24 protein-coding genes are annotated in these 17,503 nt (G+C 68.4%); 5 read left to right on the top strand and 19 right to left on the bottom strand.

What is annotated here, in order from left to right; translation table 11 throughout:
* Positions 1–92: 92 nt before the first annotated feature.
* On the bottom strand, positions 93–1,094 hold the full coding sequence (locus tag OCT49_RS19875; RefSeq protein ID WP_283853204.1) for an EamA family transporter: 1,002 nt from the start codon (positions 1,092–1,094) through the stop codon (positions 93–95).
* Between the two features lie 287 nt (positions 1,095–1,381).
* On the opposite strand from OCT49_RS19875, the gene OCT49_RS19870 reads away from it, so the two are divergent.
* The gene (locus tag OCT49_RS19870; RefSeq protein WP_283855864.1) at positions 1,382–2,245 is read left to right on the top strand and encodes a LysR family transcriptional regulator; all 864 of its coding nucleotides are present in this window, start codon (positions 1,382–1,384) and stop codon (positions 2,243–2,245) included.
* A 60-nt stretch (positions 2,246–2,305) separates the two neighbouring features.
* Here the strand turns inward: OCT49_RS19870 and OCT49_RS19865 are convergent, their stop codons facing one another.
* The 15 genes from OCT49_RS19865 to OCT49_RS19795 all read right to left on the bottom strand — a co-directional run bounded on the left by OCT49_RS19865 (position 2,306) and on the right by OCT49_RS19795 (position 13,102).
* On the bottom strand, positions 2,306–2,596 hold the full coding sequence (locus OCT49_RS19865) for a hypothetical protein (protein WP_283853203.1): 291 nt from the start codon (positions 2,594–2,596) through the stop codon (positions 2,306–2,308).
* A gap of 252 nt (positions 2,597–2,848) precedes the next feature.
* Positions 2,849–3,490 carry a contact-dependent growth inhibition system immunity protein gene (locus OCT49_RS19860; protein WP_283853202.1) on the bottom strand — a complete coding sequence of 214 codons (642 nt, stop codon included), beginning with the start codon at positions 3,488–3,490 and terminating at the stop codon, positions 2,849–2,851.
* 8 nt (positions 3,491–3,498) lie between these two features.
* Entirely contained in the window at positions 3,499–3,798 is a 300-nt protein-coding gene (locus tag OCT49_RS19855; RefSeq protein ID WP_283853201.1) for an RNase A-like domain-containing protein, read from the bottom strand.
* A gap of 10 nt (positions 3,799–3,808) precedes the next feature.
* Positions 3,809–4,525 carry a hypothetical protein gene (locus tag OCT49_RS19850; RefSeq protein ID WP_283853200.1) on the bottom strand — a complete coding sequence of 239 codons (717 nt, stop codon included), beginning with the start codon at positions 4,523–4,525 and terminating at the stop codon, positions 3,809–3,811.
* Positions 4,526–4,550: 25 nt separating this feature from the next.
* Positions 4,551–6,518, bottom strand: coding sequence for an RNase A-like domain-containing protein (locus tag OCT49_RS19845; RefSeq protein ID WP_283853199.1), 1,968 nt, complete (start codon positions 6,516–6,518; stop codon positions 4,551–4,553).
* Complete coding sequence (locus OCT49_RS19840; protein ID WP_266491388.1) at positions 6,518–6,817, bottom strand: WXG100 family type VII secretion target; 300 nt, start codon at positions 6,815–6,817, stop codon at positions 6,518–6,520. Before OCT49_RS19840 ends, OCT49_RS19845 begins: the two co-directional genes overlap by 1 nt.
* A 24-nt stretch (positions 6,818–6,841) precedes the next feature.
* Positions 6,842–7,225, bottom strand: a complete 384-nt coding sequence (locus OCT49_RS19835; protein ID WP_283853198.1) for a WXG100 family type VII secretion target — start codon at positions 7,223–7,225, stop codon at positions 6,842–6,844.
* A gap of 76 nt (positions 7,226–7,301) precedes the next feature.
* Entirely contained in the window at positions 7,302–8,432 is a 1,131-nt protein-coding gene (gene tgmC, locus OCT49_RS19830) for an ATP-grasp peptide maturase system methyltransferase (protein WP_283853197.1), read from the bottom strand.
* A complete protein-coding gene (tgmB, locus tag OCT49_RS19825; RefSeq protein WP_283853196.1) occupies positions 8,429–9,391 on the bottom strand; it encodes an ATP-grasp ribosomal peptide maturase in 963 nt (320 codons plus the stop codon). Before tgmB ends, tgmC begins: the two co-directional genes overlap by 4 nt.
* Before the next feature lie 11 nt (positions 9,392–9,402).
* Positions 9,403–9,675 (bottom strand): putative ATP-grasp-modified RiPP, encoded by a 273-nt coding sequence (tgmA, locus tag OCT49_RS19820; RefSeq protein WP_283853195.1) that lies wholly within the window; start codon positions 9,673–9,675, stop codon positions 9,403–9,405.
* A 743-nt stretch (positions 9,676–10,418) separates the two neighbouring features.
* On the bottom strand, positions 10,419–11,267 hold the full coding sequence (locus OCT49_RS19815) for a helix-turn-helix domain-containing protein (RefSeq protein ID WP_283853194.1): 849 nt from the start codon (positions 11,265–11,267) through the stop codon (positions 10,419–10,421).
* A 10-nt stretch (positions 11,268–11,277) separates the two neighbouring features.
* Positions 11,278–11,997, bottom strand: a complete 720-nt coding sequence (locus OCT49_RS19810; protein ID WP_283855863.1) for a DUF6879 family protein — start codon at positions 11,995–11,997, stop codon at positions 11,278–11,280.
* Between the two features lie 162 nt (positions 11,998–12,159).
* Complete coding sequence (locus OCT49_RS19805) at positions 12,160–12,594, bottom strand: hypothetical protein (RefSeq protein ID WP_283853193.1); 435 nt, start codon at positions 12,592–12,594, stop codon at positions 12,160–12,162.
* Positions 12,591–12,869: a DUF7848 domain-containing protein gene (locus OCT49_RS19800; RefSeq protein ID WP_283853192.1), complete on the bottom strand. Its 279-nt coding sequence runs from the start codon at positions 12,867–12,869 to the stop codon at positions 12,591–12,593. Before OCT49_RS19800 ends, OCT49_RS19805 begins: the two co-directional genes overlap by 4 nt.
* Entirely contained in the window at positions 12,866–13,102 is a 237-nt protein-coding gene (locus OCT49_RS19795; RefSeq protein WP_283853191.1) for a hypothetical protein, read from the bottom strand. Before OCT49_RS19795 ends, OCT49_RS19800 begins: the two co-directional genes overlap by 4 nt.
* A gap of 139 nt (positions 13,103–13,241) precedes the next feature.
* On the opposite strand from OCT49_RS19795, the gene OCT49_RS19790 reads away from it, so the two are divergent.
* Both OCT49_RS19790 and OCT49_RS19785 read left to right on the top strand, forming a co-directional pair.
* Entirely contained in the window at positions 13,242–14,072 is an 831-nt protein-coding gene (locus OCT49_RS19790) for a helix-turn-helix domain-containing protein (RefSeq protein ID WP_283853190.1), read from the top strand.
* Complete coding sequence (locus tag OCT49_RS19785) at positions 14,069–14,281, top strand: DUF397 domain-containing protein (RefSeq protein WP_283853189.1); 213 nt, start codon at positions 14,069–14,071, stop codon at positions 14,279–14,281. The genes OCT49_RS19790 and OCT49_RS19785 overlap by 4 nt, the downstream gene beginning before the upstream one ends.
* A gap of 81 nt (positions 14,282–14,362) precedes the next feature.
* Here OCT49_RS19785 and OCT49_RS19780 read toward each other — a convergent pair whose 3' ends face one another.
* From OCT49_RS19780 to OCT49_RS19770, 3 genes are all read right to left on the bottom strand, one after another.
* Positions 14,363–15,115, bottom strand: a complete 753-nt coding sequence (locus OCT49_RS19780) for a hypothetical protein (protein ID WP_283853188.1) — start codon at positions 15,113–15,115, stop codon at positions 14,363–14,365.
* Between the two features lie 117 nt (positions 15,116–15,232).
* Complete coding sequence (locus OCT49_RS19775; protein WP_283853187.1) at positions 15,233–15,628, bottom strand: hypothetical protein; 396 nt, start codon at positions 15,626–15,628, stop codon at positions 15,233–15,235.
* A gap of 67 nt (positions 15,629–15,695) precedes the next feature.
* Positions 15,696–16,028 carry a hypothetical protein gene (locus tag OCT49_RS19770; protein WP_283853186.1) on the bottom strand — a complete coding sequence of 111 codons (333 nt, stop codon included), beginning with the start codon at positions 16,026–16,028 and terminating at the stop codon, positions 15,696–15,698.
* A 160-nt stretch (positions 16,029–16,188) separates the two neighbouring features.
* Here OCT49_RS19770 and OCT49_RS19765 point away from each other — a divergent pair, with 160 nt between their 5' ends.
* Both OCT49_RS19765 and OCT49_RS19760 read left to right on the top strand, forming a co-directional pair.
* Complete coding sequence (locus tag OCT49_RS19765; RefSeq protein WP_283853185.1) at positions 16,189–16,503, top strand: hypothetical protein; 315 nt, start codon at positions 16,189–16,191, stop codon at positions 16,501–16,503.
* Positions 16,504–16,612: 109 nt separating this feature from the next.
* Complete coding sequence (locus tag OCT49_RS19760; RefSeq protein ID WP_283853184.1) at positions 16,613–17,482, top strand: alpha/beta fold hydrolase; 870 nt, start codon at positions 16,613–16,615, stop codon at positions 17,480–17,482.
* Positions 17,483–17,503: the final 21 nt, after the last annotated feature.

The following is a 17,503-nucleotide window of genomic DNA, read 5'->3' as shown; positions in this document are numbered from 1 at the left end:
CCCTGCCGGGGCATCGTCCCCACCGCGTCACCCGGACCTGCGCCATCGGAGCAGTCACGTACTCCGATCGATGTATGCCGGCCCGGTACGCGTCAGCCGTGCTCGCGGGCCTTCACGCGCCGCGTCTCGCGGGCCTTCACGCGCCGCGCCTGGCTGCGCACCGCGCCCATGCTCGCCCCGATGACGAGGGCGATCGCCAGCGCGTCGGTGGTCGACAGGGCCTGGTCGAGGACCAGGAAGCCGGCCGTGGCCGCGATGGCCGGTTCCAGGCTCATCAGGATCGCGAAGGTGGGGGCGGGCAGGCGGCGCAGCGCCATGAGTTCGAGGGTGTACGGGAGTACCGAACTCAGCAGCGCCACCAGCGCGCCCAGCCCCAGCGTGGACGGGACCAGCAGTTTCGAGCCCGCCTCCATGACGCCCAGGGGCAGCGAGAAGGCCGCGGCGACGACCAGGGCCAGGGCCAGGCCGTCCGCCTGGGGGAAGCGGCGGCCGGTGCGGGCGCTGAAGACGATGTACGCCGCCCACATGGCGCCCGCGCCGAGCGCGTAGGCGGCACCGGCCGGGTCGAGGCGGTCGAAGCCGCCCCCGCTCAGCAGCACGACCCCGCCCAGCGCGAGGCCCGCCCACACCAGGTTGACCAGGCGGCGGGAGGCCACCACCGAGAGGACGAGCGGGCCCAGCACCTCCAGGGTGACCGCCGCGCCCAGCGGAATGCGGTCGACGGCCTGGTAGAAGAGCGTGTTCATGCCGCCCATGGCAACCCCGAAGGCGAGGACGGTGCCCCAGTCGGCGCGCGAGTGGCCGCGCAGCTTCGGGCGGCAGACGAGCATCATCACGAGGGCGGCCACGGCCAGGCGGAGGGTGACGACGCCGAGCGCACCGGCGCGGGGCATCAGCAGGACCGCGACGGCGGAGCCGAACTGCACGGAGAGGCCGCCCGCGACGACCAGCGCGACCGGGGCGAGCGCCGCCGCCCGGCCGCCGGGGCGGTCCGGCCCCGGCCGCCCGCCCGGGGCGGCGACCGCCTCGGGTACGGCCACGACGGCGGCCCGCTCCGCGGCTGCCACCCCTGCTGCTCTACGTCGGTCGTTCACCTGCGGTGTTCCTTCTGGGTCCGGAAGCCGGGCCGGGAGCGGGTTCGGGAGTACGGTCCGACGCGTTGTCCCACGTGTCGTCCGAGGCGCACGCGCCGGGCTCCCGTCACGTATGTCCCTCTTACGGTAGGTGTCTCCGCGTGGCACGTGAAATGCCTACTGGGCTCCCGTTATGCTCCCCACGCATGAGCCCGGGACGCGATGACGACGACCACGGCGGGGGACGGCCGGGACAGGACGACAACCACCACGGCGGGGGACGGCCGGGCCGCGACCCCGGCCGGGGCATCGAGATCCGCCATCTGCGCGCCTTCCTGGCCATCGCCGACGCGGGCAACGTCACCCGCGCCGCCGCCCGTCTCCGCCTCACCCAGCCCGCGGTCTCCCGTACACTCGCCGCCCTGGAACAGCACCTCGGCATCCGGCTCGTCGACCGGTCCACCCATCACCTGACCCTCACCCCCGAGGGCATCGCCTTCCGGGACAAGGCCGCCGTCGCGGTCGCCGCGTTCGACGAGGCGCTCGCCCCCGGCGGGCCGGGGCACTGGCCCCTGCGGCTCGGGCACGCCTGGTCGGCGTTCGGCCCGTACACCACGCCGTTGCTGCGCCGCTGGCAGGAGCGGTACCCGCGGACGCCGCTCGAACTGCTGCGGATCGACGACCGCACCGCCGGGCTGACCCGCGGCGAGGTCGATGCCGCGCTGCTGCGGGGGCCCGTGGAGGCTCCGGGGCTCGTCACGGAGGTGCTGTTCGACGAGGACCGGATGGCGGCGGTCGCCGCGGACGGCCCGCTCGCCGCCCGCACCACGCTCCGGCTCGCCGACCTGGTGGACGACACCGTCGTCCTCAACACCGTGTCCGGCACCACCACCATGGACCTGTGGCCGCCGCACGCCAGACCCGCCGCGAGCCTCACCGTCGCCAACACCGACGACTGGCTGGCCGCCATCGCGGCGGGCCGGGGCATCGGGGTCTCGGCCGCGTCCACCGCCGCCATGCACCCGCACCCCGGGGTCGCCTACCGCCCCCTGGTCGACGCCCCGCCCGTCCCCGTACTCCTCGCCCGCCGCGACGCCCCCGGCCACCCGGCCCTGCCGGCCCTCGCCGCCCTCGCCCACGAGATCGTGCGCCGGAACACTGCTGCCGGCTGACCAACCCGCGCCGGAGCTACGGAGGCGGCGGCACCACGCCCCCGCCCCGGCGCGCGGGATTTACGGTGCGTCCGCCCTGTCGAGCTCCAGGGTCGGCGGCCCGTCCGGATCGAACTGGAAGTACACCGTCCCCTCGCCCTTCGTGTAGAGCTGGACGCCGCCGATCTTGCCGAGTCCACCGTCCTCGACCGACAGATAGACGAAATCGCTGGACGTCTGGCTGTCGTGGAACTCCCATCGACCGCTGAAGTCGGCCGGCCCGGAGCCCTCACCCATCGATACGTCGGTGGCGGAGAAAGTCCCCTCGGAATCGAGCCGGACCTCGCTGCCCGTCTCTTCGTCGCGGTACACACCGGGCAACTTGCCGACATCCACCGGGGCCGTACACCCCGAGACGACTGCCACGGAAGCGGCCAGAACAGCGCCGAGCAACCACCCACCTGCCCTTTTGCTCATCACGGCCCCAGCGTAGTACCGGGCCCAATGGCCCGGCTCCGGGGGTGACTTCGAGCTGCGGTCGCCGGCCGTCGGCCACCGAGAGGTTCGGGCCGGGAGGAACGCGAGGGAACGGAACCGGCCACATCCAGGGCCCGGCCCGCAAGGTCAGTACCGGTCGACCTCCCGAGCAAGTTCGACGAGCCACCCGACCGCGCTGAGCGGGGCGGGCGGCTCGACCTCCAGACCGAGTTCGGCCAGCCCCGTGACGTAGTCGATTTCCTCGACGGGAAGCGCGAGCAGATCGCGAAGCTCACCGGCGAGCTGGGCCACCAGCCCGGCGTCGGTACCGTCCAGATAGTCCTGGAACGCGGCCTCGTGGCTCGCGAACTCGTCCGGCATGTCCTGCGAATACCAACCACCCAGCAATTGCGCGAGTTCCGGAAAACGGGCGCGCCACTCCCAGTGGGTCTGTGGCGGTGCGGGCGGTGGGGCCTGTCCGGTCTCGATGCTCTCCTTGAGCCGGTCCGCAAGCATCAACAGCCATGCCTGGATCTCCGTGTCCGGCAACCCCACATCGGGCACGGGGTAGAACTCGCCCAGACGCAGCCGCAGCCGCCCCGGAGGGTTGTGTGCGTACTCGCGAAGCTGGAACTCGGCGGTGGCGATGGCCCAGGGACGCGTGCGCCAGGTGTGGCGCAGATAGCCGGTGATGGCCTCCTCGTCACCGGCGGCCCGCCCCAGATAGGCACGAATGACTTGGTCCAACTCGCCGTACTTGCGGTCGTGTTCGAGCGGCTTGAGGGACACGGGCGCCTCTAGAGGTAGATCGGAACGGTGGAGTGGACGACAAAGCCGTGGGGCCGTGTGGGGTCGCGCCTGAGGACAACCCGTGCGGCGCGCACATCGACGGCGGGGCGCCCGGCCAGCATCATCGCCTGCAGCAGCACACGCCCGACCGGCTCGGGACGGGACGGCCACGCCGCCTCGATGGTGAGACGCTGCCGCGTCGACTGGGCCAGCCAGTGGTGGATGGTCTGCTCATTGGCGGTCACGACCTGCTGAGTGGCCCATTGGGCGGTCTCACGATCGGTGTACGTCGCACTGCGGGTCCGCATGATGTGTACGTCAGTCCCTTTCCGGCCACACAGGGGGGTGTTCGGCGGCAAGGTGGTCGATGATCGAGCGGGCGAGCAGAGGAAAGAAGTCGACGAAGTCGGCTCTACCCGATCCCCCACCGAAAACGGAGGAGAAGAATCGGTCCATCGCGTCTTCGTCGTTCTGGAACAGCGCCAGGGCCTCATAGCTTTCGGCAGCCAAGCCAGGAAGCCTCCACATGCAATGAGGGTGAGCTTCCTCGATGACCAAGGCAATACCCTCCTCGATGGTCGAGAACTGCATGTCATCGGAGATCGCCACCCCGTCCTGCCCGAAGTAAATGGGCAAGAACTGACTGAATCGTGGAAATCTGAGCGAGATCTCATGGGCAGTCATCCGACCCTGACGATACTCATCGTCAAGCAGCAAATCATTCTGATCAAGAATATATGCAGCGATATCTCGATAAATTTCGGGAGTCCGGTCGCGAGGAACCGCCGTCGGGATATTCTTCAGCGCGCGCGCATCAGGATCGACGCTGAAAATATCAGCAGCCCTGAGCAACTGGTAGGAGACTTCGTAGCAGCTCCTCCCACCCCCATCCTCGGCGTAGCGCAAGCCACGCACAGTGGGCGCCAGCTTCCTCTTCCACTCACCTGGATCACTGGGCAAACCGCCGTAAGAGAACAAGGAAAGCGCACTGCGCGCACCCTGGAGGCTGAAATAATCCATCAAATTCTGCCGCATTTGAAACTCACCTCCAAATTCGACGTCATTTATCCTTCAAATTCTTGGGATCGGCAGGCATGGACGACAGCACAGTGAACGGCGGATCCAGATCGGGATTGTACACGAGGCGCGTTTCAACCCCCTTCACGTTAATCGCCTTGTCTACAGGAAACGGAGAACCCTTCATCTCGGCCTTGTCGATGCTCCGGCCGCTGTACTCATCCGGATCAGCGGTGTGAGCCACCCGGATATCCAGTCGTTCACCTTTTTTGGGTTGCCTCTCGATCCAACGATCGATGGAATCTTGGTTCGCGTCGATGGTGTACTGGGTCATTCGCTGAGCCGAATCGATGTCCTTGAAGGCAGAGGCTCTGGCAACCATTGGCTGCCCGTACTCCCATTCGGTTCCGGGCCGGGGCCCCTTCTTCAGGTCGTCCCGCAGGCGTTGGGCGAGTTGTTCGTCCGTCAGGCCGACATGTTTGTTCACGGTGTGCGAGTTCTCCAGCCACTCGGTCGAGGCCAGATCGATTTCGTAGACACCGATATCCGCGTTGCCCGGCCGGGACCAGCGATGGCGCGGCTTGAACTCGTCGAGCGCCCGAGCGCCGAACGCGCGGGCACGCGCCTCTTCCGCCGCGAACGTCGGAGCGCTCAACGAGGCTTCCTTCAGTTCGGGTTCGAGTCCTCTCACTGTCTTCGCTGCTTCGTGGAAGGCGGCATGGCAGGCTTCCACCGCCGCGTCCGCACCTTCCTTGTCCATGTGCTTGGCGAAGGTGGCCGTGATCTCCCCGAACGCCAGCGTGGCACCGAGCCTGGTCAGCTCGCCGAAGTCGATGTCCACCGTCAGGTCCTTGACCGTGGCGTTTGCCGCCTCCGCCGCGAGCCGCGAGGTGGTCTCCCGAGACTTGTCCGCCGCGTCCGCCGCGTCGTGGAAGGCCCGGTGCAACGTTTCGCCGGTTCGCGCGAGAACCTCAATGATGGGTCGTCTGCCGGCTGGCGACTCGGAAGGGTTGGTTCTCCACTCCCGGGCGTCCGCAGCACCGCGGGGTGCCGGTTTCGCGTCGGAGATCCTTCGGCTGCCGCCCCAGGCCGTCGTGCCCCAGATCGACTGGCAGAAGGAGTTCATCGCTCCTTGCCACTCACTGTTGCCGCCGTCGGTGAGGTAGGCGATGCACGAAGTGAAGTTGGTGGCGGAGGCTTTCGCCGCCTTCGAGGCCGCGAGCCATGCGTCACCGATGGCCCGTAAATGCTCCGTCTTGGCACCGGGGGTGATCTCCACGGTTTTTCCGAGCCTGAGGACGTGCTCGATGGCCTCGTCGATCTGTCGGGAGAGCCAGTCCGGGCCGTCTCCGGCCCACGCGAGGATCGGGCCGGAGTCGTCGCCCGTCCCCGTCCACTTGATCGACGACACCGGCTTGTACGTCGTCCTGCCCACGCTGACCGGCGGGTTCCTGGACGGAGGTTCCTCCCATCGGTTCCGGCGGCCGGCATCCCGCGAGGCCCAGTCCGCCCGCTGGTAGTTGTTGGCCGTCACCGTGAGGCCGACGATGACCCCTTCGATGCTCATGATGCTCTTGGCCCACAGCTGGAGAAAACTTTCGGCTACATCCGCGTAGGCCGCGGCGAAGGCGTCAGCGCCGTGCCCCCGCCCTGCCACCTGGGTCTGGCTCCACCCTCCGACCGCATCGACCAACCGTCTCGCGGACTTGTCGAACTCGAACTGCTCGTTACTGACGAGACCTGAGGCGTAGTAGACGTGCCCCGGCGAGATATCGAACCCGCCATTGCCGTCCGGAGGAGTCGCGGGCTTGAGCGCCTCGACGTTCCTCTTGCGCTCCCGCTCGGCGGAACCGGTGTCATGACGCGATATGTCCCGCCCCTGGGGGTCCTTGAGCGAACCGGGCGAGGGTTCCGGAGCCGGCTCGGAACCACTGTCCGAGGGCCCCTTCGGTGAGCCGCTGCCGGCCGAGGGCATGGCCGAGGGGGAAGGGCTGGAGGACGGTTCGGCCATCAGGCAGCCCCCCAACCGCGCAGAACGGCCCGGTGGGCTTCCGCGTAGTTGCTGTGACCGGTGGTGACGACCTCGTGCAGCCATGCCTGGGCCGCCTGCAGGTCCTGCATCTGACGGTCCCACTTGTCGAGCTCGTCCACGAACGCGTCCCGGGCTTCCCCTTCCCACGTGAGAACCACCTTCTCGGTTCTTCCGTAAAGCGTTTCGAGCCTCTCGTTGAGCTGTTTGAGTATGTCCTCGAGGTCGCCGGCCAGTTCTCGCAGGGTGGAAAAGGTGACACCTATGTGGTCGTTGGACACGTGGGGCTCCCCCGGGGTCTTCGTTCAGAGGTCGTTGATCTTGCTGTACGGCGGGGCAGTGCCCTCGGAGAGCTCACGTGCCTCGGCCACCACATCGACTTCGGCCTGGACCGATCGCATGGATCGGAGCACGTCCAGGTCCTGCTCCGTGAAGCCGTCCCGCCCCATTCGCACGGCCTCCTCCAGAACCTTGAGGATCTCCCTGATGCGTACAGCGTCCTCGGCAGCTCCCCTGTGGAGGGCCCGATAGCCCTTGGCCGCCTCGCCGCGCCAGCCGGATTCGATCCGGTCCACGATGGCGTCCATCCGCCTGACCTGCTTGTCCAGGTGGTCCTGCATCTCGCTCAAGTCGCCCGCAAGTCGCGTGAGATCGCCCGACGAGACGGCAAGTACCGGTTTTTCCACCATCGTTGCGCCTTCTCCCGTGAGATCTTCAGATCTTCGGGCACTGTAACAACGCGACCACAGTCGTGTCGGCCTGCGATCAAGCCCAGGTGAGGCGTTGCCCGTCGGGTCCGACATGCAGCCGCATGCGGTCGGCGGACGGGCGCCCGTCCGCCCGCCACCGCGTGACGCGCTCGGTGATCTCGTCCCACAAACGCCCCGGGCCGCCCTGCCGGACCAGCCACCGTGCTCCGCCCCGTACGTCCTGGAAGACGGCTGCCCACGATCCGGTGCTCACGTCGATCACGAGGTGTTCCGTCCGGCCGCCGCGTCTCAGCGTCAGCCGCTGTGCGTACGGAGCGGCGGACTGCGCGACGAATCGGGCCGTCCAGTCGTCGAGCACGTCCGCACCGAGTCCGGTCCACACGGCCTCACCTACGTCGATATCCGGCAACATACCGAGCGGTGGCGGGAGTTGGGGGCGGGCCAACATGAACGAGACCTGCCCCCCGAGAACCGGGCCGTCGGCCGTTCCGTCGTCGCGGACCGTGAGGCGTACGAGTTCGGACGCGTTCATCCATCCCGCGACCGTGACCAGGACCTCGCCGCCGGGCCGGGTCTGCGCGAGCCAGCGGGCGGGCACCGTGTGCACACCGCATGTCGCGATCACCCGGTCGTACGGGCCGTTCCCCTCGAAGCCCACCAGGCCGTCGCCGACCACACGAACAGGCCGGTGCCCGACCCCGGCGAGCGCGATCCCGGCACGGGCGGACACCTCGGCGTCGACCTCGACCGTGGTCACGCCGTCCTCACCGACGGCATGGCACAACAACGCGGTCGAGTACCCCGTGCCCGTGCCGATCTCAAGAACGCGCATCCCCTCGGTCACCCGCAACTCTTCGAGCATCCGCACGACCAGCCCCGGCAAGGTGGACGACGACGAGGGGGCTGCGGCGACACGCCCCTCTACCTGGTCGGGGAAGACTCCTCCGGCGACCTGCGTCACGAGGGTGTCGTCCTCGTAGATCCGCGCGAGCCCCTCCGAGGAGTCCCCGGACGCCGGGCGGTACCAGCCGCCCTCCTCGTACTCGAACCAGCCCCGCGAGAGGAACGCCTCCCGGGGCACCGACATGACGGCCGCCTCCCATTCGGGGCTGCGCAGAGTGCCGGCCCCGGACAGCCGCCGCACGAGGTCGGCCCGCAGGCGTTCCGAGGCCGAGGGGCTGGTCATGACAGCTCGCTCCGTTCTCCGGTCTCCAACAGGTCCGTGATCGCGGCGGTGATCGGCAGTCCGGCCACCCCTTCGAGCCACGCCCATTGCCCGTTGGGATTGCACTCCAGGAACCACCACACGCCGTCCCCGGTCACGGCGAAGTCGAAGGCACCGAAGTTCAGCCCGAAGTCCGCGAGGAACCGCACCAGAACCCCACGTACCTCCTCCGGGCAGTCGATCGGCTCGTAGGCGAGGCTCTGGTACTCGGCTCTCCAGTCCACGACCCCGGGCGGCGCGGTGATCCGGGCGCTGAACACCCGCTCGCCGACGACGACCGCGCGCACGTCCGCCACCTTGAGCACCCGCGCCTGGAACAGGTGCGCGCTGTGGCTCACCGCGTCGTCGATCTCGCCCGCCTCGACCGGGGCGGCCCAGATTCCGGCGGGCTCGCCCTCGACGTCGTACGCACCGGCATGCAGGGGCTTGTAGATGACCGGCTGTTCATCGCAGAACGCCTTGGCCTCCGCCGGGTCGTTCGTGATCAATGTGGCGGGGACCATGAGGCCGCCTCGGGCCGCCGCAGCCAGCTGCGCGGGCTTGTACTCCGCCCGTGCGATGGCCTGCGGATGGCTCAGGTACAGACACCCCGGCAGCGCACCGAGCACACCACCCAGGCCACGTCGGTTCTCCCGCGCGGCAAACCGGGCCCCCTGCTCGCCGCTGTCCGTCGGGCAGGGGTTCGGGCGACGGTGGTACAGGGCACGCACGGCGGACAAGTCGACCGTGCGCTCCCCGACCGTGAGCCGTCCGCCCCATCCACCCGGCGCGATGCGTGCGGCAAGCGTGGCGGGGGCGGGGAAGTCCCGTCCGGGGTCGAACCGGAGGACGGGTACCCGGCGCCGGTTCAACTCCGCGATGACCAGATCGGCGGTCGCGTCCTCGTACTGCGTACAGACCAGCACAGGGCGTCCGTCCACGGCGCTGTCCCCTAGTCCTGCGTCGCGTCGTGGCCGGAGTCGGCGTCCATCTTGCCGTCCTTGCCGACCTGCGTGGGCGGATAGGTGTTGACGGACGTGCCGTGCCTCCCGAGCTCGGCCGGTGTCATCGTTCCGTCCTCCCCGACCCACCGGCCGGTCTGCGTGGCCGGGTCGACACCCACGTACCGCCACGGCGAGGGGGAACCGTTGCGCAGCGGAGTCATCCGGCGCAGCCCCCACGGGGCCCGTACCGTCGTGCCGGTGGCTGAGGTGTGTGTTTGCAAGTCTCCTCCTCGGTCGTTTCGTGCAGTGGGTGGGGTGGTGCCGGCCGCGTCGAAACGGGCAGTGGGCACGATCGCGCGTGGACACGGACCGTGCCGCCGGGACCGGTCGCGCCGGAGGCGTCGTACGCTCTCGACTCCTCGTAATTCACTGACTGTCGGCAGCGATCGCACCTCGCCCGCGGGCCTGCTGCCACACGCGGGTGAGCCGGCCCGCGACCGGACACGGCGCACACCGGCAGGCAGCACAGCAGCAGGTGTGGTCGAGGAGCGTGCGGTACGCCTTGTCGCCGCGCGAGCGGACCGGCTTCGTCAGGAAGATCACGTCGACGCGTCCTTCCGACAGGATCGGGGGAACCAGCGAACGATGGACCCGAGCACATCGATCGCCCCAGGCCCCAGGCCGACCGCGTTGTCGGCGGACAGGGTGATGCCGCAGAACACGCAGCACACGCCACGCTGCTGGGCATTCGACAGCGATGCGACCGGGTGCGGCTCCCGAGGGGCGTCCACGGCGGTCGGCGGAACACCTCTGCCGGACTTCCGGGGCCGCTCCCAGCGGGGACCGGGCGAGGGCGCGCCCGCCTCCCGTGTGCGGTGAATCAGCGTGCAGCCCGAGAGGTCGGAAGCCGGTCGGTCCAGGCACGGGCTGTGTGTCCGTAAGGCCATGACCAGGACAGTAGAGGCGTCGGATGCCTACTTGCGGTCCGATTGCCCAGGATTGCGAATACGGGTGCAGAGATTGCTCACCCGAGGTCCAGCGACGCACGTGCACGGCCGATCAGACGTCGAGCCGGTGCCCCGTACTCGGCAGAGTCGGCCAGCCACTCCCACGCTCGCTCATACAGCTGTACGTCCTCGTTGTCGGTGAGCCACAGCTCCTCGGTGATCGTCTCGACAATCACCAACCGGGTGTCGTAGATCCAGAACGCGTGAGGAGCGGTACGGCGCAGCTGTGCGCCGAACGGGATGATGCCCAGCTCGACGCGCTGCCGACCGACGAGGTTGTAGAGGCGATCGAGTTGCTCGGCCATCACCTGGGCCGGGCACGGCCGGTGGTACAGAGCTGCCTCGCAGATCAGGAACCGAAACGTCTTCTCCGGGTCGTACAGGGCCTCTTGCCTGCGCATCCGTTTCTCGACGGCCGCCTCGGTCGTCGCAGGAATGCCCCGGAACTCGGCGAGGGAGTCGAAGACAGTGCGTGCGTACTCCGGAGTCTGGAACAGGCCGGGAACCCGCGAGACCTCGATACCGCGGATCTGTGTTGTGTTCTCGGTGAGCCTGACCGCGATTTCCTGCCTGTTGCCGATGCCGCTGGCCAACTGCTTGCGCCATGACCGGTTGCGCTGCTTCATGTCCAACCCGGCCAACAGGCCATGCAACTCGGGCTCCGCATCCGGCTGTTCGACAGAGTGCGCCCACGCGGTGAGATCGGCACGAGTAGGGGTCTGCTTGCCGTTCTGGAGCCGCGAGACCTTCGAGGCCTGCCAGCCGAGCCGAGCAGCGAGGTCCTTTCCTTCCAGTCCGGCTTCGGTGCGCAGCTCCCGCAGGCGTGCGCCGAGGGCTTCACGAGCGGTCTGGAAGTCGGTTGTCACACTGCCGAAGCTACCTCGCGAATTGTTGCGTGGGCACGGCGTGATGCCAGGCGGCATCACGTGCCTGGCAGGCAGCGAGTACCTCAGCAGGGTCCTCCGTGACGTACACACCGAGAGTGGTGTCGTTCTCGTCGAACGCGAACCGGGCCACGGCCCTGGAATCGAACAGCCAGAAATCGTAGTCGGGCAGGCGCAGCTGCTCGGCCCGTGCACGGGAGAGAGTGCGGATGTCCTCGCCGGCACCCACGTTGCCGGGTGCACTCGCGAGGAGGAATTGTTGTCCCTCGGTGAGCGGCTCGTCGACCAGGCGGACGCGCTCGAACCGTTTGCCGGCCGCTGTCTGTCCGGCGACGTTCTCCAGCCAGCCGCTCGCGTCCCCGGCGACGTTCTCGCCGGCCTGCCAGCGCGTCCACTTCGGACTGCGCCGATCGGAGGCGTACCCGCGGCGGGTCTCCAGCCGCCACGCCGTGTGCCGGAATTCGCGGAACAGATGGGAGATCGAGGAGAACGGTTGCAACTCCGGTGCCTCGGACCTCGGCGCGAACCGGGTGAGCAAGCTGCGCGGGACGCGGATGAACGCCTCGTGCGGTTTCACGTCCCGCAGTTGCACCAGGTGTTCCGGGTCGGTCTCACGATCGCCCTGGACGAGGATTTCGTCCGTTCCCTCGATCTCGTACAAAGTGGGGCAGTCGCCTTCGTCGCTGGTCGTACCGATGAGCCTGAGCGTCACATCGCCCTCCAGGGCTGTGCAGTCGGAGATCCAGGATGAGCGAGACATGGCCCGAGCGAGCAAGAATTGCGGCGAGTTGTGGTTTTCCCTGGAAGCGGCTCGATTGCGCGCAATCGGGTGCGACACAGCCCCGATCGCTCCCCGAGAGAGGAAGCGATCTCCTCACAGGTAGAGCTGCCGCTCGCAGGCCCGGCAGAAGGTCTTGCCGGCGCGGTTCTCGGTCTGCCGGTGCTCGCACGCCGTCGTCCCGGGCCCGCCCGCCGGTGGTGTGTGGGCGGGCAGGGCGAGTCTCGCGGGCCGCACGGTCCGTGCGGGGCGTACGGCGCGGCTGTCGGTTGTGTCGCGGCTGTCGGTTGTGTCGCGGTGGTGGGTCTGGGCTCGCACTATGCGGTCGATCTCCATCAGGCACGGACCGCACGCGTACACGTCGCCCGTCGCGCCGGGGGTATGCACGGAACCGATCCACAGCACGCGCACGCCCTCGCGTCGGCAGTACAGCCAACAGGCCCCCTCCACCCACGCGTTGCCGTCATCCGCCCGCGCGACCGGCGGCCACGCATCGCGCCACGGCCGCCCGGCGGCGGGGGCGAACCTCACGCCGTTCCTCCGTGCGTCCGCGCGAGCCGGGCCGGTTCGTCGGTCAACGGCCGCAGCACCGCGTAGTCGCCGAAGTTCCGGCGGTAGCGCCGGTGGCCCGTCTCCTGCGTGTGCCCGCGCTGCCACTCCTCCACCGGCCCGGGACCGCCGTACGTACCGAACTCCGCACCGCACTCGGTTTTGTCACCGGACACACAACGCGCCCCGTACTCCGGTTCCGCCGTCACGTCCTGCTCGACGGAGAACGGAACGTAACGGAACACCCGCCGGGTCACCGCCCCGCCTCCCGCCGGAGCGCGACAGCGAGCGCACGGGCCGTCTCCACATTGCACCGCCCCAGGTCGACCAGCACACCCGGGGCGGTCCCCGCACAGGAAACGGCATCGAGGGACAGGGACGGCAGCTTCACCCCCGCCACCCTCAGCGCATCCCTCAACTCGTCGCGCGCCCGCTCGGCGTCCTCGATGCCTTCCTCCGTCGGCTGCAGTTCGCCACCTGCCGTCGTCATGTCCGCCGCTCCGTGTGCCATTGGCTGTTCACTCCCGCTGCTCTGTGTAACTTCTTGCTCACACCATGGCTTCGGGGCGCGTACGCTCGATAGACCTGGAGCCATTCCAACGCAAGCGGAATACTGGGGAGTTGAACAGGTGATCGAAGGGGCCGACCAGGCACAGGAGCCGGCGAACGGCGCCGTGTACTTCGGCGAGGAGACCAAGGCGCTGCGTGCAGCCCTGCGGCTGTCGCAGGAACAGTTCGCGGACAAACTGCACTACCGGCAGGCGCAGGTCAGCAAGGTCGAGAACGGCTCCGTGCTCGCGTCGGAAGCCTTCGCGGACGCCATGGATCGCGTGGCCGGAACGCCTGGCGTGTACGCCCGCCTGCGCGCCAAGCTGGGCAAGCAGGGGCATCCCGAATGGTTCGTGCCGTACATCACCCTTGAGGAATCCGCGAGCGGGATCACGGACTACTCGTGCACGTTCCTCATGGGCCTGTTGCAGACCACGGAGTACGCGACTGCTGTCTTCCGCGCCGCCCACCCGCGCGAGGCGGAGGAACGACTCAAGGAACGCGTGGGGCTGCGCATCAGACGGCAGGCCGTCATAGAGCGCGACGCGCCACCGCTCCTGTGGGTGGTGATTCACGAAGCCGTCCTGCGCGCATGCGTCGGTGGTCGGGACGTCATGATCGGGCAGCTTGAGCACCTGATCGCGCAGATGGCATCGCCCCACGTCACGGTCCAGGTGCTGCCGTACAGGGCAGGTGCCGCACCCAGCCATCTGCCGTTTACGCTGCTCTCGTCGAACAACGCACCTCACGCGGTCTACACCGAGACCCCCACCCATGGTGGTCAGGTGGACAACTCCCCTAGCGTGGTGGCGGCAGCCGTCGGCATGTTCGACCGGCTTCGCATGGCGGCGCTGTCCGAGGAAGATTCACTGACCCTGATTCGCAAGATCATGGAGGATCACGCCACATGAGCAGCGCGCCCGACCCTCGGTCCATACGGTGGGTCAAGAGCACCTACAGCGGCGGTGACGGGGGGCAGTGCGTCGAGTGGGCGCCCGACCACGCACGCACAACCGGTGAGTTCCTGATCCGCGACAGCAAGAATCCGAGCGGCCCGCACCTGACCCTGACGAATGAGGCGTTCACCGGCCTCGTGGAGTTCGCCAAGCACCACGGGTGATCCGCTGATACCCGACCGGACGGCCCTCGCCGTGCAGCGGGGGCCGTTCGTCAGGTTCGGCTCGACTTCTTCGGCCGACCGTCACCAGTTCCCGTAGTCCTCCACCAAGTTGGCGGTGAGCGCGAGCAGTGCGTCGACCCGGTGCCGGTCCTCGTGCTGGTCCTGCAGGGCCTGGTGGGCTGTCCGGAGCCGGGCCAGAGCAGCCGGCTCGCCGTCCATCACGCCGTCGATCACCGGCTCGGTGATCAGGTCCAGGCACGCGCTGAGCAGTCGGCGGGTGGACGGGGAAGGCGGGGTGGGGTCGGGGGCGGCGTAACCGGTGGTCAGATAGCGTGCGGGATCAGTCAGGCTCCAGCCGACGACGGAGCCGTGCTGGACCAGGAGCGCCACGTCCGGAGCAATGCCGATGCGGGCCTCCAGCGGTTCATCGAGGACGGCGAGGTCGCGCAGGCAGGTCAGAACGGCGTCCCCGGGCGCACGGCACAGCACCGAGGTCACCTCAAGGCGGCAGTTCCGCTCTTCGTCCGCGCGCAGCCCGCCCGGGCGGACGGGAGGCGTGGAAGGGAGGCGGGCGCAGTCCTCGGCGGAGGCGGACTCACCGGGCAGCTCGAACTCGGCGCCGATCAGTTCCCGGGTGCCCCGGTCGAACCCAAGCGTGTCCGGGGTGTCCCACAGCCACTCCTGGCTGCCGAAGGTGTCCAGGAGGAAGCGCTCACGCTCTTCCCGGTTCGTGTGGTGCGCAATGGCCACGGAATTGCCCGAAAAGCGGGGGACGACGGGCAGCGGATCGGGTGTCACCGTCGCATACCAGTCGTCTTCGAAGGCCAGTCTCACGGTCAGTACTGCCTCAATCGATTCGGAGGCCTGCAATCCGGCGTCGCCGCACCGGGCTCACCTCTGATGCCCGACGAACCGTACGTTGTGGTGTCCAGGCCGGCCCGGGAACCCGACTCATGGGTCATGACGCCTTCTTCGCCTGCTGGAAGATGAGACATCCCCCAAGAAATCAATGATCCGATCGAAATCGCGCAGGGCCGCAACACAAAACTCTTGGTCTTCATCTTTTATTTCACACATGATCTCCTGAGACTTGAAATTGCCACGCTCCTCCAGCTCCCGAACGACACGAGAGGGAGTTATAAGCCAGTTTTTCATGGATGAATCAAATACCCACCCAAACTGCAGCGAGTTGCAATTTACCGCACGCTCGAACACTTCCACGATCCCCTCTCCCGGAGAGTCATACCGCCACGCCAGGTAAGGAACCTGCTGATGGCCGCGGAGGGAGTCCGGCCCCGAGACGAGCTTGAACCATGCCAACTCACCGAATCCGACCAGGATCTCCATGCACCGAGTGCCCCGCGAAGTCATTTGCAGTCCATTTCACGCTTTCCGTAACAACTGCGAACCCGGGTCAGAAATACTCTTCCGCAAGGTAGTCGAAGTGATCCACCGTCGCCCTGTCCAGTGCATCGCGCCGGATCTGCCTCAGCGGCGCGAGGTCCTCGGCCTCGACGAAGCCCGTCTCGGTGAGCCCGCCCAAAGCATTCAGTTCGCTTTCGCGGCAGTCCGGCTCGGTTTCCAGAACCACGAGGGAGGACAGCAGCGCAGAGAGCAGTCTCACCTCCCGACGATCAAAGGATTTCAGCCAGTCGCAGACCGTTTCGGATGCCTCCTCCCTGACATCGAGGTCCGAGGAAGCCAGCCCACGAACAACCGAGACAAGATTTTCGTCACCCACTGCCATGACTCTCCTCTTTCTCTACATGGGATGACCGGTCTCGAAGAGGTTCCAGGGGAGGTTAGCCGACAACAGCCTTGATCCGAGCAGGAATTACCCCGCATCTGCTCGATGGAGCCCCGGTCATGAGCCCCCGGCGGGCAGCCGTTTCCAGGGGTGGGGCGGAATGTTCGTGGTGGCTGCCGTGGGCGACCCCGTGCGGACCGCGTTCCTCGTGCACGTCGACTCCGAGCGGCACCCTTCGGCGTTGGCCGCTGCCTTCGAGGTCGACGAGTGGGCGGGGGAGCTCGCGCCGCAGGACGACGACATCGAGCAGGCCGCCTTCTTCCCCCTGCCCGAGGCCCTGGAGCTGATCGGCGAGCTGGACAGCGCAACGCAGCGGGAGCCCATCGTCGGCTATCTGACCGGGGCCGTCGCGCCGGGGACCACCTGGCTGTACCGCAACCGGGGTACGGAGGAGAAGCTCGTCGCCCGCTGGTGACGGCGGGCAGTGGCCCTTGCCCGGCCGGCGGGCCGAGCCGGTTCGGCTCTGTTCGAAGCGGTGTCCGCCGGACCGATGAGTTCTGGGGGCGGGGCCGGTCTGTATGGGCATGAAGACCTACACACTCGAAACGGCCGGTGCGGACCTCGTCTACGACGTTCGCGGGCCGTTGCCGACCGCGGACGGGCGTCCGCCGTTGCTGATGATCGGGCAGCCCATGGACGCCGCCGGTTTTGCCGCGCTCGCCGCGCGCTTCCCCGAGCGGACCGTTGCCACCTACGACCCGCGCGGGCTCGGTCGCAGCACTCGCAAGGACGGCCGGACCGACCACACGCCGCAGACCCAGGCCGACGACGTGCACGCCGTCATCGAGGCGCTCGGGGCCGGGCCGGTCGAGATGTTCGCCAGCAGTGGCGGAGCGGTCACCGCGCTCGCGGTCGTGGCGCAGTACCCCGCGGACGTGATCACCCTGGTCGCGCACGAGCCGCCGCTCATCACCCTCACCCCGGACGGCCCGGCGGCCGTGCGGGCGCGGGCGGGGGTCCGGGATGCCTACGAGAAGCGCGGATGGGGGGCCGGGATGGCCGCGTTCGTGGCCATGACCTCGTGGGAGGGAGAGTTCACCGACGCGTACTTCGCCCAGCCGGAGGCCGATCCCGCCGCGTTCGGGATGCCCACGGAGGACGACGGCTCACGCGATGATCCGCTGCTGTCCGACCGGTCATGGGCGGTCAGCGGCTACCGGCCGGACGCCGACGCGATCGCCGCCGCCCCGACCCGGGTCGTGATCGCCATGGGCGAGGAGTCCGTGGACGTGCAGACCGGGCGTACCTCCGTCGCGACCGCCGAACTGCTCGGCCGGCGGGTGACCGTGTTCCCGAGCCACCACGGCGGCTTCTGCGACGGGGAGTTCGGATACCCGGGGAAGCCGGACGAGTTCGCACAGCGGCTGCGCGAGGTCCTCGACGGGGCCTCGTAGGCCGGTGTCGGCTCCGGTCAC

This window comes from Streptomyces sp. ML-6, from assembly GCF_030116705.1.
GTDB lineage: Bacteria > Actinomycetota > Actinomycetes > Streptomycetales > Streptomycetaceae > Streptomyces.
Note: the sequence above shows the minus strand (reverse complement) of the source record. Positions and strands in the feature narration are given on the sequence as shown.